General features: G+C 68.1%; 16 protein-coding genes. 9 read left to right on the forward strand and 7 right to left on the reverse strand.

The genetic code is table 11. The features are described from left to right. Positions 1-107: 107 nt before the first annotated feature. Positions 108-1,052: an NAD(P)-dependent oxidoreductase gene (locus ACIA76_RS19680; protein WP_397153263.1), complete on the reverse strand. Its 945-nt coding sequence runs from the start codon at positions 1,050-1,052 to the stop codon at positions 108-110. A 201-nt stretch (positions 1,053-1,253) separates the two neighbouring features. On the opposite strand from ACIA76_RS19680, the gene ACIA76_RS19685 reads away from it, so the two are divergent. Together ACIA76_RS19685 and ACIA76_RS19690 are read left to right on the forward strand one after the other, a co-directional pair. Then, on the forward strand, positions 1,254-2,135 hold the full coding sequence (locus ACIA76_RS19685; protein ID WP_397153264.1) for a cutinase family protein: 882 nt from the start codon (positions 1,254-1,256) through the stop codon (positions 2,133-2,135). An 86-nt stretch (positions 2,136-2,221) separates the two neighbouring features. After that, positions 2,222-2,542, forward strand: coding sequence for a cupin domain-containing protein (locus ACIA76_RS19690; RefSeq protein ID WP_397153265.1), 321 nt, complete (start codon positions 2,222-2,224; stop codon positions 2,540-2,542). Positions 2,543-2,547: 5 nt separating this feature from the next. On the opposite strand, the gene ACIA76_RS19695 is transcribed toward ACIA76_RS19690, so the two are convergent. Next, a complete protein-coding gene (locus tag ACIA76_RS19695; protein WP_397153266.1) occupies positions 2,548-3,276 on the reverse strand; it encodes a type 1 glutamine amidotransferase in 729 nt (242 codons plus the stop codon). Positions 3,277-3,343: 67 nt separating this feature from the next. On the opposite strand from ACIA76_RS19695, the gene ACIA76_RS19700 reads away from it, so the two are divergent. The 3 genes from ACIA76_RS19700 (at position 3,344) to ACIA76_RS19710 (ending at position 5,175) form a co-directional block, all read left to right on the forward strand. Continuing rightward, positions 3,344-3,751, forward strand: a complete 408-nt coding sequence (locus ACIA76_RS19700) for a hypothetical protein (RefSeq protein ID WP_397153267.1) — start codon at positions 3,344-3,346, stop codon at positions 3,749-3,751. A 285-nt stretch (positions 3,752-4,036) separates the two neighbouring features. After that, on the forward strand, positions 4,037-4,444 hold the full coding sequence (locus tag ACIA76_RS19705) for a hypothetical protein (RefSeq protein ID WP_397153268.1): 408 nt from the start codon (positions 4,037-4,039) through the stop codon (positions 4,442-4,444). Positions 4,445-4,599: 155 nt separating this feature from the next. After that, positions 4,600-5,175, forward strand: a complete 576-nt coding sequence (locus tag ACIA76_RS19710) for a zinc-binding dehydrogenase (protein ID WP_397153269.1) — start codon at positions 4,600-4,602, stop codon at positions 5,173-5,175. 71 nt (positions 5,176-5,246) lie between these two features. Here ACIA76_RS19710 and ACIA76_RS19715 read toward each other — a convergent pair whose 3' ends face one another. Further along, positions 5,247-5,729 (reverse strand): MarR family winged helix-turn-helix transcriptional regulator, encoded by a 483-nt coding sequence (locus ACIA76_RS19715; protein ID WP_397153270.1) that lies wholly within the window; start codon positions 5,727-5,729, stop codon positions 5,247-5,249. Positions 5,730-5,840: 111 nt separating this feature from the next. Here ACIA76_RS19715 and ACIA76_RS19720 point away from each other — a divergent pair, with 111 nt between their 5' ends. Together ACIA76_RS19720 and ACIA76_RS19725 are read left to right on the forward strand one after the other, a co-directional pair. Beyond that, positions 5,841-6,185, forward strand: a complete 345-nt coding sequence (locus tag ACIA76_RS19720) for an EthD domain-containing protein (RefSeq protein ID WP_397153271.1) — start codon at positions 5,841-5,843, stop codon at positions 6,183-6,185. 168 nt (positions 6,186-6,353) lie between these two features. Further along, a complete protein-coding gene (locus ACIA76_RS19725; RefSeq protein WP_397153272.1) occupies positions 6,354-7,217 on the forward strand; it encodes a DODA-type extradiol aromatic ring-opening family dioxygenase in 864 nt (287 codons plus the stop codon). A 159-nt stretch (positions 7,218-7,376) separates the two neighbouring features. On the opposite strand, the gene ACIA76_RS19730 is transcribed toward ACIA76_RS19725, so the two are convergent. Then, the gene (locus ACIA76_RS19730; RefSeq protein WP_397153273.1) at positions 7,377-8,531 is read right to left on the reverse strand and encodes an MFS transporter; all 1,155 of its coding nucleotides are present in this window, start codon (positions 8,529-8,531) and stop codon (positions 7,377-7,379) included. Positions 8,532-8,867: 336 nt separating this feature from the next. On the opposite strand from ACIA76_RS19730, the gene ACIA76_RS19735 reads away from it, so the two are divergent. Continuing rightward, positions 8,868-9,473, forward strand: a complete 606-nt coding sequence (locus ACIA76_RS19735) for a TetR/AcrR family transcriptional regulator (protein WP_397153274.1) — start codon at positions 8,868-8,870, stop codon at positions 9,471-9,473. An 87-nt stretch (positions 9,474-9,560) separates the two neighbouring features. Then, positions 9,561-10,037, forward strand: coding sequence for a GNAT family N-acetyltransferase (locus ACIA76_RS19740; protein WP_397153275.1), 477 nt, complete (start codon positions 9,561-9,563; stop codon positions 10,035-10,037). On the opposite strand, the gene ACIA76_RS19745 is transcribed toward ACIA76_RS19740, so the two are convergent. The 3 genes from ACIA76_RS19745 to ACIA76_RS19755 form a co-directional block, all read right to left on the reverse strand. After that, the gene (locus ACIA76_RS19745; RefSeq protein WP_397153276.1) at positions 10,034-10,972 is read right to left on the reverse strand and encodes a lysophospholipid acyltransferase family protein; all 939 of its coding nucleotides are present in this window, start codon (positions 10,970-10,972) and stop codon (positions 10,034-10,036) included. The two genes, ACIA76_RS19740 and ACIA76_RS19745, sit on opposite strands and share 4 nt — an antisense overlap. A gap of 2 nt (positions 10,973-10,974) precedes the next feature. Continuing rightward, entirely contained in the window at positions 10,975-11,793 is an 819-nt protein-coding gene (locus ACIA76_RS19750; RefSeq protein ID WP_397153277.1) for a GNAT family N-acetyltransferase, read from the reverse strand. A gap of 151 nt (positions 11,794-11,944) precedes the next feature. Beyond that, positions 11,945-12,439, reverse strand: a complete 495-nt coding sequence (locus ACIA76_RS19755; RefSeq protein WP_397153278.1) for a MarR family winged helix-turn-helix transcriptional regulator — start codon at positions 12,437-12,439, stop codon at positions 11,945-11,947. Between the last annotated feature and the right edge of the window lie 123 nt (positions 12,440-12,562).

The raw sequence follows: 12,562 nt of genomic DNA on the forward strand, positions 1-12,562 counted from the left end.
TGTGCCACGCGTCGTATCGTCGCGGCTACGCCGACGGCCGCGCACCGCCGACAGTCCAGTGTTCACCCGCCGGTAAGGAATTCACCTTGCCGTAAACCGGCCGCGGATCAGCCGAGTCCGTCGTCGACGGCGACGTTCTCCGGCTCGAGGTCCAGCCCGGCGCTGCGGGCCTGCAGGTCCAGGAGCACCGCGAAGTCCTCGTCCACCCGGCCGCTGCTGACGGCGGCCTGGATCAGCTGGGCGGTGGCGGCCGCGACGGGCATCGGCACGTCGAGTTGCCGGGCGGCGGCCAGGCCCAGATCGAAGTCCTTGCGCAGTAGGACCGGAGTGAAGGTCGGGGTGTAGTCCAGGTGCACGAAGGCCGGTGACTTGTAGCGGGTGAATACCGAGCCCAGCACGCTGTTGTTGAGGAAGTCGAGCAGCGCGGCGCGGCTCACCCCGCCCTTCTCGGCCAGCACGGTGATCTCGGCGAGGGACTGGGTGACCACGCCGAGGAACAGGTTGTGGCAGATCTTGACCAGCCGGGCGACATCGCCGTCGCCGACGTAGGTCACCGACCGGCCGATCCGGTGCAGCAGCGGCGCGACCCGGTCGAAGGTCTGCACGGGACCGGATGCCGCGATCGAGAGTTCGCCCGCCCCAACGACTTTCGGATTGCCGCTGACCGGGGCGGCGAGGAAGCCCACGCCCAGCCGATCGCAGGCCTCGCGGACGGCCGCGGAGGTCTCGGCCGAGACGGTCGAACAGTCCACCACCGCCGCCGGGAGTGTCGCGGCGTCGGCGAGGAGTCCGCCCGCGCCGAACAGCACCTGCTCGAAGTCCGCGGATCCGGACACCATCGTGAACACCACCTCGCGACGGCGCAGCTGGGCGATCTCGTCGACGACCGTACAGCCCAGGGCCGCAAGCGGTTCCGCCTTGCTCCGGGTGCGATTCCAGACCGCCGGGGCCACACCCGCCTCGGCCAGACGGGTCACCATCGCCGCGCCCATCCGCCCGACTCCGATCCACCCCACCGACGGCCCACCATCGCCGGATATCGTCGTATTCATCGTCGACCTCCCGTCATGTTCACCGAACGTCACCCGACCGGCCGGTTTCTTGGTATTTTCTGACCGTATGTTCATCGGATGCCGGCGTCGCTTGGCGCGCGGGACAACCGCTACCTATCCACTATCCGGGCAGAAAGGCTCAGCGTGTCATATCGAACCGCGCGATCACTGAGAACGGCTTGTTCAGCCGCCCTGACTGCCGTGGCAGTCGCGGCAGGAATCCTGTGCGCGACCGCCACACCGCGGGCGTCCGCGGCCTCCGGCGACTGCCCGGATCTGAATGTGGTGGCCGTACCCGGCACCTGGGAGACCTCCCGCGACGAACCGCGCGAGGGCATGCTGTCGCTGATCACCCGGGGCCTGCCCGGCACGGTGCACACCGATTACGTCAGCTACGCCGCCACCGCCCTGCCCTGGGAGGGTGAGGTCTACGGCCTGTCCAAGCGCGAGGCCGTCAACAACGCCCGGGCCATGGTCGCGGACACGGCCGCCCGATGCGGCGCAACGCGTTTCGCGCTTCTCGGCTACAGCCAGGGCGCCGACGCCGCCGGTGATCTGGCCGCGGAGATCGGCACCGGGCTCGGCGTCGTGGCGCCGGACCGGGTCGTCGCCGTCGGGCTGCTCTCGGATCCGCGCCGCGCCCCCACCGACGCTCTCGTCGGCCCACCCGTCCCCGGCATCGGCGCGGGCGGCCCTCGCATCGGCGGCTTCGGCTGGCTCGGCCCGAAGGTCCGAACCTTCTGCGCCGCAGGCGATCTCTACTGCGCGGTGCCCACCGACGATCTGGCGGGACGTTTCGCCGGATTCGCCACCCAGCTGTCGGCCCCCGACCCGCTGCAGATCGGCAACTACGCGCAGACCCTGCAATCCATCCTGTCCGAGGCCCTGGTCCCGGGCGGCACGGCCATTCTCAACGCCCCGCCCAACGATCCGGCCAGCGAACAGTGGCAGCGCCAGGTGGAGCAGTTCCTGAAATCCGGTGCCCACCAGTCCTATCCGCACTACGTCGTCGACGATTACGGCACCACCGCCACCGCCTGGCTGCACAACTGGCTCTACAACACGGCAATCCGGCACTCCTGACGGTCGGGCGATACGCGCACGGCACGAGGGACATCATCGCGCGGAACAGGTTGCCACACACCGGCATCGGCAAGCAGGATCGAATCATGAGCAAGATCTCCATCACCGATGTCATCGCCGATCTGGCCGGACCCTGGCAGCCGCGGGATCTGGCCACGGCCAACGACACCGTGGTTCGTATCGCCCGCCTGCACGGCGAATTCCCCTGGCACCACCACGATGAGGACGAGCTGTTCCTGTGCTGGGATGGCACCTTCCGCATCGAACTTCAGGACCGCGAGCCGGTAATGCTCGGTCCCGGTGAGGTTTTCGTCGTGCCGCGCGGGGTCGAGCATCGGCCGGTGGCCGAGGAACCGGCGCACGCACTTCTGATCGAACGGCCCGAAACCAAGCAGTACGGCAACTGAACTCGTCAGAGACGGGCCTCGATCAGCGAACGGAAGTGGCGTAGGCCGCGTTCGGCCAGAGGGCGCAGGCCCGGGGCGATGGTGCGGGCGTCGGCGCGCAGCCGGGCCAGCGCGCCTGGACCCAGCGCCCGCTCGGCCTCCGCGACGAAGGACGGTTCGGTCAGCCAGTCGTCGAGCAGCGCCGGGGTGACCTCAGGATGGAATTGCAGGCCCCACGCCGACGGACCGATCCGGAATGCTTGGCAGGGCGTGATTTCCGTGCGAGCCAGCACGGGGGTGCCGGAGGCCGCGACGATGCGGTCGCCGTGCCAGTGCAGCACGGCGGGAGCCTGGGCCAGCGGGCCGACCACGGGATCGTCGGCATCGACATCGGCCAGTGGCGCCCAGCCGATTTCGGTGCCACTGCCGGGCAGCACCGCCAGATCCACCGCGCGAGCGAGTAATTGGGCGCCCAGGCAGATGCCCAGCGTCGGCACCCGCGCCTCGACGGCCGCCGCGAGCAGATCGCGCTCGAGCTTCAGACCCGGATACTCGTCGACGGCATCCGCGTTCATGGGCCCGCCCATCACCACCAGACCCGCCAGCTCATCGACGGCAGGCAGCTCCACCGCGGAGATATCGGCCTGCTGCAGCGGGCTCTCGATCCGCATCGGGCACCCGTCGAGCACCTCGGCGATCAGGCCGGGCTTCTCCACGGCGATGTGCTGAAGAATCAGTACGAAACGGGCAGTCATGAACCCACTCTGTCATGCGCGGACGAGGCCGGGAGGGTGCGGACGTCTAGGATTCGGTGACCAATCGGTGCAGGAGGTCGAGCAACGCATGGGGATCGGACAACCTCGCGAGTCTCGTTCGACGGGACTGGTGGCCTGGGCCGCGGCGGCGTGGGGCGCGCTGGCCGCGGTGCTCACCGCGCCCGTCGCCGCGGCGGTCATGGCGAGCGTGTATCGATTCCCCATCCCGTTCGGCGACTACGCCCGCGGCGTCGGCGACGCGATCAATGCGGCACTCGCCTCGGTGTTCTATCTGGTGATCGGCGGCGGGGTGCTGCTGGCGGCGCTCGGCGCGGTGGCGGGCCTGCTCATCGCACGGGCGAACGGCCCCCGCCTGGCCCGCACGCTCGCCCTCACCGTCGCGGCCGCCTTCGGCCTGGCCCTGCTGGGCGCGCTGATTCTCGCGACACTCGAGGGTTTCATCGGTCCGTGGTGACGGCCGGGGGACCGATCTCCGGCCTGCCCGCCGAGCGAATGCGCTTGCGGTACAACGCCAGCCAGATCCGATCGCGGGCCAGCGCACTGCATGGATTCATGACTGCCCGGCGTGATGACGGCCATCCAGCACCCCGCAGGTCCGATAGACGGCGTTTGTCCATTTCGCGCCGGACGACCCTTCCGCTGGAGTAACCTCGCCATGGATTGCTGTGAAGTTGCTGGATGTGACTTGATCTTCATCGAAGGTTCGCCAGACGAGACTTCTCGAGCGAAGGAGATCCTCATGTTCACTGGAATCACAGCTGCCGCCGCCATATTGGTCGCGGTAGCGGCAGGCACCGCCCAGGCCTCACCGGCAGGATCGGACCCGGTTCCCGTCTACGGCACCGTGCAGGCGGATGCCCCGCTGCCCTCCTCGTACTCCGTGGCCGAGGGCCGAGAGTCGACGCCAGAGCCCACGGTCACTCCGGTGCTGCGGCGACAGGATTTCGACAGCACCGCGGACTGGTGGAACTGGGAATTCAACAACGCCGCACCGTGCGGAGGATGGGGGGCACTCATCGGCTCGGCGGTCGGCCTCTTCTTCGTGGGATCCATCCTCGCCCCGATCGGAGGAGTAATCGGCCTGATCAGTTGCGGCGGCCGAGACTTCATCGATGCCTTCAGTGCCTTCTACGGTGGGCAGCCCTGAACGGCGGAGCTGTCCACGGCCCCGGAACCGGTGGCACGGTCGGCCTGATGTCGTGACCTGTAGCTCAGCCGCTTGCCCCTCACGTCGGTGTGAGGGGTGAGGATGGCCGCAGGGCCCGGAACCACCGGGGTCGGTCACACGGGAGGCAGCGGAAGATGGGGCAGGCGTGGGGTTTCGGCAGATATGGCGGGCCCGAGGTGCAGGAGTTCTTCGAGCGTCCCGATCCCGTCCCCGGCCGCGGCGAGGTGCTGATCCGGGTCGACGTCGCCGGCGTGAATCCCCTCGACCATCTGCTGCGCTCGGGTCTGGTCTCCGGGCTCGACGGCGGGCGTCAGTTTCCCCGCGTGCTGGGCATGGAGGCAGCGGGAACCGTTCTCGCCCTGGGCGAGGACGTCGCCGGGCTCGAGGTCGGTGATGCGGAACTGGTTCCGGACGGCTTCGACGGGATCGTCGACCTGGTCGGAGGCGCCTCGCTGCGGACGGTCGCTCCACTGGCCCGGGATCCCCGCAACGTCATCGCCGTGGGTGATTCGTCTGTGCCCGATCTCGGCGGGCGCATCGTCGAACGTCGCCTCGACCGCGAGAACCTGGAACGGTCCGCCCGGCTGGCCCTCGACGGAGTCCTCGCACCCGTGATCACCGCGGTCCATCCGCTCTCCGACGCCCCGGCCGCCCTCGCCGCCGTCGAGAACGGTCACACGTCGGGCAAGGTTGTCATCAAGGTGACATGAGAAGTGCCCGCGTCACGTAATCGGCTCCGTCAGTTGATCTTTCAGAAATGCCGCGCGAGCGGTGAGCGCACTCAGCCGGTGGGACCACCGGCGGTCTCCCGCCGCACGGTCTCGGCGATGCCGGAAAGCGCCGCGCCGAGGTGGCGGCGCTGCACGGTGGTCAGCGGGTCGAACACGAGTCGGCGCACCTGCGCGACATGTCCCGGCGCGCTGTCGACCACTTTCTGCCGACCGCTGTCGGTCAGCGTGGCCAAGGTGTAGCGGCCGTCGCTCGGGTCGATTCGACGAACGATCCACTCCCGCGCCTCGAAGCGGTCCATCAGCTTCGACAGTCGCGGGAGAGTGCTGTCGCAGTCCCGGGCCAGCTCGCTGAGCCGCATCGTGAACCGATCCGCCATCGACAACCGCGCGAGCACGCTGTACTCGAAGTTCGAGATGCCCGCGTCGCGCTGCAACTGACGGTCCAGGGCCGCGGGCAGGGCGATCACGACGGTGAGAAGGTCCTGCCAGAGTTCCTGCTGCTCGGCGTCGAGCCACGGCGACGGTTCGTTCATACCGTCCACTTTAACTTGCCCGGGCAACAAATATCTGTTGCCTAGGCAAGCGAAAGCGGTCTATCTTATGAGTTGCCCAGGCAAGTCAATCTCGACCTCGAGGAGTCCTCAGTGATCAAGCTCAGCATCTTCCTGACCCGGCGCGCAGACCTCACCCACACGGAGTTCGTGGACTACTGGACGCAGAAGCACACCCCGCTGATCGCGAGCGTGCCCGGCGGCGAGGTCCCGGTCCGGCGCTATGTCCAGCTCTTGCCCACCGCCGACGAGATCCCCGGCATCAACACCATCGTCTACGACGGTGTCGCCGAGGTGTGGGTCGACGATATCGCCGACGCCGCCCGCTGGTTCACCTCCGACACCTACACCACGACCATCGCCGCGGACGAGGAGAAGTTCATCGACCGCTCGAAGACTCGCTTCCTCTACACCACCGAGACCCCGATCTTCGGCTGACCACCGCAGCGGGCGACGACTCGCCGTCCCGACACTTCCGATGATCACGGGTGAACCGCCCGGGTCCAGCAGCGGGCCACAGATGAACTCCCGCAACGAGTCCCGGGCGACCCGAGTATCGGGCCGCCCGGGCCACACCCGCCTCCGTCCGGTAAGGAACGACACGCCATGACCACCCTGCCCACCTCTCACATCCCGGCCGGGGCCTACGACGATCACCTCGCCCGGGTCCTGCCTCGGGCCCACGAACAGCGGCTCTGGGCCCCGGCCGATGGGGCGTTGCCCAGCCTGTTCATCAGCCACGGAGCGCCCTTCACCCTCGACGACCCGCAGTGGCTCGACGACCTGTTCACGTGGGCGCAGTCCCTGCCCAAACCCAAAGCCATCGTGATCATTTCAGCGCACTGGGAGGACGCACCGGCCGCGATCTCGGGCGCCGCGGCGGGCACCCCGCTCTACTACGACTTCAGCGGCTTCCACCCCCGCTACAAGACCCTGCCCTACGCGACCCCGGACGCGACCGACCTCGCCCGCCGGCTCACGGCCACACTCGGTCCGGCGACCACGGTGCACGAGCACCCGGACCGAGGTCTCGACCACGGCGCGTTCATCCCCCTCATGGCCATGTATCCCGCGGCCGACGTTCCGGTCGTCCAGTTGTCGATGCCCAGCCTCGATCCCACCGCATTGCTCGAGTTCGGGGCACGTCTGCGATCCCTACGGGACGAAGGCATCCTGATCATCGGCTCGGGCTTCATGACCCACAGCTTCGCGGTCTTCCGCCACCCGGACCTCGCCGCATACACCCAAGCCTTCGACGAGTGGACCGTCGACGCACTCGAACGGGGCGACGTCGATGCCCTCACCGACTACCGGCGCAAAGCGCCCGGCGCCTCGGTCGCCCACCCGACGGCCGACCACTACGTCCCCCTGCTGGCCGCAATCGGCGCCGCGAACGACCCCAGCAGCGCCACCAGCACGATCGACCGCATGATCATGGGCAACTCCACCCGCTCGGTCCAAATGAACTGAGGGCCAGGGCGAAGGCCTGGCCGTCAACCCGACGGTCCAGGAATCTGCCAACGTAATACGCAGCCGCTCCGCGACCTTCGGACTCGGTTCGTTCGGACTACACGAAGCGGAACGGTCACCACCGAGGCCGAATGCGGGCATCGATCACCGCGGCCGTCATCATGGTTGCTCCCGTGGTCTGGACGGCACGGCGGCCGACCGGCTACCGGCCCTGCTCGCCACGAGCAGTGCCATCGCCGCCGCGCCGAGGACGGCGCCGACGAGCGGCAGTATGGACACCTCGGCGCCGAGCGACAGCGCGAGGGACCCGATCCACGCTCCGGCGGCGTTGGCCAGCTGGAATCCGGCGATGTTCACCGTGGCGGCCAGATGTGGGGCGGCGCTGGCGGCGCTGATCAACTTCGACGCCAGCGGCGGGATGATCGCGAAACCGGTTGCGCCCAGGACAAACAGCCACGGCGCGACGAACCACCGCTGTCCGCCGAACACGGCGAGCAGCGCCAGCGTCACCACCAGCGCGGTGATCGCGACGTACAACGTGCGATCGATGGACTTGTCGGCGAAGTGGCCACCGAGCTGGTTGCCCAGCACCGAACCCGCACCGAAGACGAACAGTAGGATCGTGACCGTGCCCGAGGAGAATCCGGCGGTGTCGGTGAGGAAGGGCGCGATGTAGGTGAACAACACGAACAGCGCGGCCTGACTCAGTGCCGTGAGCGCCAGGGCCCAGAGCACCGGCGCCTTGGTGAAGACCTTGATCTCGGCCGCGATACTGCCGGTCGGGTGCGACGGCGCACGCCGGGTCGCGAGTACGAGCGCGATGGTCACGATCGTCTGGAAGATCGCCACCAGAGCGAACGACCAGCGCCAGCCCAGCCCGTTGCTGACGAGCGTGCCCAGCGGAACACCCAGCACCGTGGCCAGATTCAGCCCGAGCGCCACCCGCGCGATCACTCGGCCCTGGTACTGCGGTTCGACCAGCGAGGTGGCCAGCACCAGGCACAGCGCGAAGAAGGTGGCGTGCGGCAGTGCGGTGATGATCCGGAACACCACCAGCGTCGCGAAGTTCGGCGTCAGTGCGGTGCCGATATTGCCCAGGACGAAGGTCGTCATGAGCGCCACGATGAGCGGGGTGCGCGGCACCCGGGTGGTAAGTACGGTCAGCAGTGGGCCGCCGATCATCACGGTGACCGCGTAGGCGGTGATCAACAGGCCCACAGTCGCGTCGGAGACGCCGGTGTCGTGCGAAATATCCTGCAGCACACCGGCAACGAGATATTCGACGGTGCCGACCCCGAAGACGGCCGGCAACATCCACAAGATCGCGGTGTTCGCATCTACCGCGCGCGGCGGGGACGCCGTGACAGCGACGCTGTCGGATGTCTCAGTGCTGCTCCTTCTCGTTGTCGGCGCCTTGAGCAATGCGTGAGTACGCATGACGAGTCCCCCTCGTGAACGAGCTTGGTGCCCTGTAATTCCCCTTGCGACCCCGGTGTCGCAATCACATCGTGTGCGAGTGAATGCCAGCAAAGGCGGGAAGTTTGCCCCCGCCGCAGACACTACTGCATACTTTTAACGATCGCTACACGAGTAGTGTGGGTGCCTGACGTGATGCGGTCACGCACCGACGTGCCGAGGAAGGAGAGCGCGATGTCAGGCGTGCCTGGCCAAGGCCGTAAGTTCGATTACGACACCGCGCTCGACCGGGCGATGCACGTGTTCTGGCGGCACGGCTACGAGGGCACCTCCATCGCCATGCTCACCAAGGCGATGCGTATCAAGGCGCCGAGCCTCTACGCCGCGTTCGGCAGCAAGAAGGACGTGTTCTTCGCCGCGGTCGACCGCTACAACGCCACGCACGGCGCCTTCACCGCCCGCGTGTTTGCCGAGGAGTCCGACTCCCGCAACCTCATTCGCCGCCTGCTGATGGAGGCCGCCGAGGCCTACGCGCCGGAGCACTGCCCCGGTGGCTGTCTGATCATTGCCAGTGCGGTCGCGGTGGGATCCACCAATCAGCATGTGGCGGAACGCCTTCGAGATATGCGCAACGCCAACATCACTCTCCTGTCCGAGCGACTGGCAACCGACCGCGACCGCGGCCTGATCCCCCACGACACCGAACCGCATGCCGTCGCCGAGTTCATCGGCGCGGTCGTCCAGGGCATGTCCCAGCGTGCCCGAGACGGCCTGGGGGCCAAGGAGTTACGCAAGATCGCCGATACGGCATGCCGAGGGCTGGGTTTCATTCCCGTATAGGTCCTTCGCCCGGCGCGGCGCTGCGAGCCCGCGCCGAGCCGGAAATGCCGTCGCGCGAACCGATTCGCCGCGATTAGGGTCGTGATCATGACGGTGGCTCGGCAGGCGGTTGTGGCGGATACGGCGGAATTGGTGCGGCTGCGGGCGGTGATGCTGGAGTCGCTGAACGGGCCGGTTCAGGACGAGACGAATTGGCGTGCGAACGTTGTCGAGACGCTGCGCAAGGAGCTGGCCGATCCCGACGGCTCGATGACCGCGTTCGTGGTCGACCGGCCGGGTGAACCGGGGATGCTGGCCGCCTGCGCCGTCGGTGCCATCGAACATTTGCTGGGTTCGCCGAAGAATCCCTCCGGCACGCGCGGCTTTATCTTCAACGTCGCGACCTGGGAAGATCAACGCCGCCAAGGCTATTCGCGCGCCTGCATGGTCGCCCTGCTGGACTGGTTCCGCCGCCGGGACGTGCGCGTGGTCGACCTCAACGCCTCCGAATTCGGCGCACCGCTCTACACCGCACTGGGTTTCGAACCCAGCAGGGATCCGTCCATGCGGCTGCGGCTGCGCTAGCGGGCGACCCGGTCGAGCTCGATATCGGGCACGATCTCGCGGGTGGGTCCGGTGCCGACGGCCGTCGCGTGGGCGTCGATATCGACGAACTTCTCCTCGCCCCGCAGCGCGGCCTCGCAGCGGCGGGCCAGATCGTGGCGATCGTCGCCGGGCTCCTCGAGCGGCAGCAGAACGATCTCGGCGACAACGCCTTTGGATCGCAGCACGCGCCGCGCCGAATCGAGGAAGGTGTCGACGCCGACGAAGCCGGGCACGGTCGAGAGCTCGCCGTCGCGATCGAGATAGCGCAACCGGATCGGCTGCACCGGCGCACCGGCGTCGATCGCGGCCTGGAACAGCGCCGGGCGCGGACGGCCGTGGGCCCGGCCGCACCAGGTAGTGCCCTCGGGGAACATGGCGATCCGCTCCCCCGCGACCAGCCGCCGCGCCATCGCGTCGATCACCTCGGGCAGCTGCCGCAGCCGCTCGCGTTCGATCGGGATGACCCGCATCAGTCGCGCGAGCCCGCCGAGTACCGGCCAGTCGATGAGATCCGCGCGGGCCACGAAGCCCATCGGATCCACGGCGGCCAGCGCCACCACATCGGTCCAGCCGACATGTCCGGCCACCACGAGCGTTCCGGAGTCGTTGTCCGGCACCGACGTTCGCTGATCGATCACCCGCAGCCGGATACCGCAGCTGCGCAGCGCCGCGCGGGCGTAGCGGCGGTGCAATCCGGCGCGATATCGCTTCGGCGTGGCCAGATTGACCGCGGGAAAGGCCAGCAGCAGTCCGACCATGCCGAGCACCCGGGCGCCGGTGCGCACGGTCCCGGCGGCCGGGGCGATCTCGACGCAGCTCGGCCCGCACGGGCTCGACGGCATCCACGCGTGCACCGGTGCGGCCGGCGGACAGGCCAGCGATCCGGTGGTGGGTGACAGCAGTGCGGGAGTCATGTTCACCGTCCGTCGAAGGTGTTCGCGGCGCTCTGCAGCCGCTCCAGATAACGGGTGTTGATGGTCTCCAGGCCCAGCAGCGCAACGAAATCGGCGACGCCGAAGTCGGGATCGTGCGCGGGCTCACCGCAAATCGACGCGCCCAGACGCAGATAGCCACGCAGCAGCGGCGGCAGCTTCGGCCGGGCGGGCGGTACCAGTTCGTCGAGGGTGTGGCCGTCCACGATCACCGGATTGTGCGGGCGCACCCGCTGGGCCGGATCGCAGGCGTGCTTGGCCAGCAACAGATCTCGCACGCCGCGCACGTTCACCCCGGGCGCGTCGCCGGGGGTCTCGGACATCGGCACCGAGACACAGCCCATGACCCAGTCGTAGCCGGTGAGCTGGATGTAGTGCAGGATGCCCGCCCACATGAGCGTGAGCGTCGAGCCGTTACGGTGGTCGGGCACCACGCACGCGCGGCCCATCTCCACGATCCGCCGGCCCGCGGGATCCATGTCGGTGAGGTCGAATTCGGTGGCGGTGTAATACCCGCCCGCGGCGGACACCTTGTCCGGCGGCAACATTCGATAGCAGCCGACGAACTGATCGGTCAGCTCGTCGCGGACCAGCAGATGGTCGCAGTGCTCGTCGAATCGGTCGGCGTCCAGGCCCGCCGCGTTCTCGGGGATATCGAATCCCGGCTCGGAGGAGAAGACCTGGTAGCGCAGCCGCTGGGCGGCCGTGCGGTGTTCGAGATCGGAGGACACCACGAGGGAGTACTGTGAGCCCACCCCCGCGCCCGCGGCGCGGCCCGCGGTCAGCACTGACGTAGTGGTCATGTCCTAATGAAGCCGGTTCCAATCGGCCCCGGGGCTACCTGTGAGTGTCGATCCGGTGCCAGTCCGGTGAACGAGATACCCGTCACACGCAGCGTTCACCGATCCGATGCGTCAGGTTCGCCCAGTTTGCCTGGCGCACACCTTCAGCAGGTCATTGACCCTCGAGCACGGCGTGGCGGAATTCGGCCGCGGAGATGCGGCGGGTGTTGGTGATCAGGATCTCGGTCGTGCGCCGGACCCAGTCGAGGATGGCCGCGTTCTCCTGCGGTGTATAGCGCGCGCCCAGCGCGCCCATATCCTCGCCGAACGGGATGAACACCGCGCCCAGCAGCGCGTCGACCTCGTCATTGGGGACGAGTTCGACCAGTACCTTGCGGCGATCACGCGGATCGCGGACGCGGCGGGCGTATCCGGCCTTCTCCAGCCGGTCGACCAGTCCGGTGACCGCGCCCGTGGTCAGCCCGGTGTGTTCGGCGATCGCACCCGCCGTGACCGGTCCGAGCCGATTCAGGGTGTCCATGCATTTGCGTTCGGAGGCGCCCAGCCCCAACAACTTTCCGGTCGCCGCATGGAAGTTCACCATGGCCGCCGCGAATTCGCGCCCGAAGGCGATCCCATCCGGCTGTTCCGCCGCCTCTTGCGCCATGCGGCCACTATACCTTAGCTTCTCACTATCTCAGTTTCTAAGATACTTAGAGCTTGATGGGACCTGCCCCTGATCGTGCTGGCGGCGCTCTACTTCGTCATCGGCCGCACCTGGTCCGCGCCG

The organism is Nocardia sp. NPDC051570 (assembly GCF_044454005.1).
In the GTDB taxonomy this organism is placed as follows: Bacteria; Actinomycetota; Actinomycetes; order Mycobacteriales; family Mycobacteriaceae; genus Nocardia.

What these genes read in the sequence shown, in the direction of transcription:
- ACIA76_RS19680 (WP_397153263.1), bottom strand. Translation starts at nt 1,052, where the DNA reads ATGAATACGACGATATCCGGCGATGGTGGGCCGTCGGTGGGGTGGATC.
- ACIA76_RS19690 (WP_397153265.1), top strand. Translation starts at nt 2,222, where the DNA reads ATGAGCAAGATCTCCATCACCGATGTCATCGCCGATCTGGCCGGACCC.
- ACIA76_RS19695 (WP_397153266.1), bottom strand. Translation starts at nt 3,276, where the DNA reads ATGACTGCCCGTTTCGTACTGATTCTTCAGCACATCGCCGTGGAGAAG.
- ACIA76_RS19705 (WP_397153268.1), top strand. Translation starts at nt 4,037, where the DNA reads ATGTTCACTGGAATCACAGCTGCCGCCGCCATATTGGTCGCGGTAGCG.
- ACIA76_RS19710 (WP_397153269.1), top strand. Translation starts at nt 4,600, where the DNA reads ATGGGGCAGGCGTGGGGTTTCGGCAGATATGGCGGGCCCGAGGTGCAG.
- ACIA76_RS19715 (WP_397153270.1), bottom strand. Translation starts at nt 5,729, where the DNA reads ATGAACGAACCGTCGCCGTGGCTCGACGCCGAGCAGCAGGAACTCTGG.
- ACIA76_RS19725 (WP_397153272.1), top strand. Translation starts at nt 6,354, where the DNA reads ATGACCACCCTGCCCACCTCTCACATCCCGGCCGGGGCCTACGACGAT.
- ACIA76_RS19730 (WP_397153273.1), bottom strand. Translation starts at nt 8,531, where the DNA reads ATGTTGCCGGCCGTCTTCGGGGTCGGCACCGTCGAATATCTCGTTGCC.
- ACIA76_RS19735 (WP_397153274.1), top strand. Translation starts at nt 8,868, where the DNA reads ATGTCAGGCGTGCCTGGCCAAGGCCGTAAGTTCGATTACGACACCGCG.
- ACIA76_RS19740 (WP_397153275.1), top strand. Translation starts at nt 9,561, where the DNA reads ATGACGGTGGCTCGGCAGGCGGTTGTGGCGGATACGGCGGAATTGGTG.
- ACIA76_RS19745 (WP_397153276.1), bottom strand. Translation starts at nt 10,972, where the DNA reads ATGACTCCCGCACTGCTGTCACCCACCACCGGATCGCTGGCCTGTCCG.
- ACIA76_RS19750 (WP_397153277.1), bottom strand. Translation starts at nt 11,793, where the DNA reads ATGACCACTACGTCAGTGCTGACCGCGGGCCGCGCCGCGGGCGCGGGG.
- ACIA76_RS19755 (WP_397153278.1), bottom strand. Translation starts at nt 12,439, where the DNA reads ATGGCGCAAGAGGCGGCGGAACAGCCGGATGGGATCGCCTTCGGGCGC.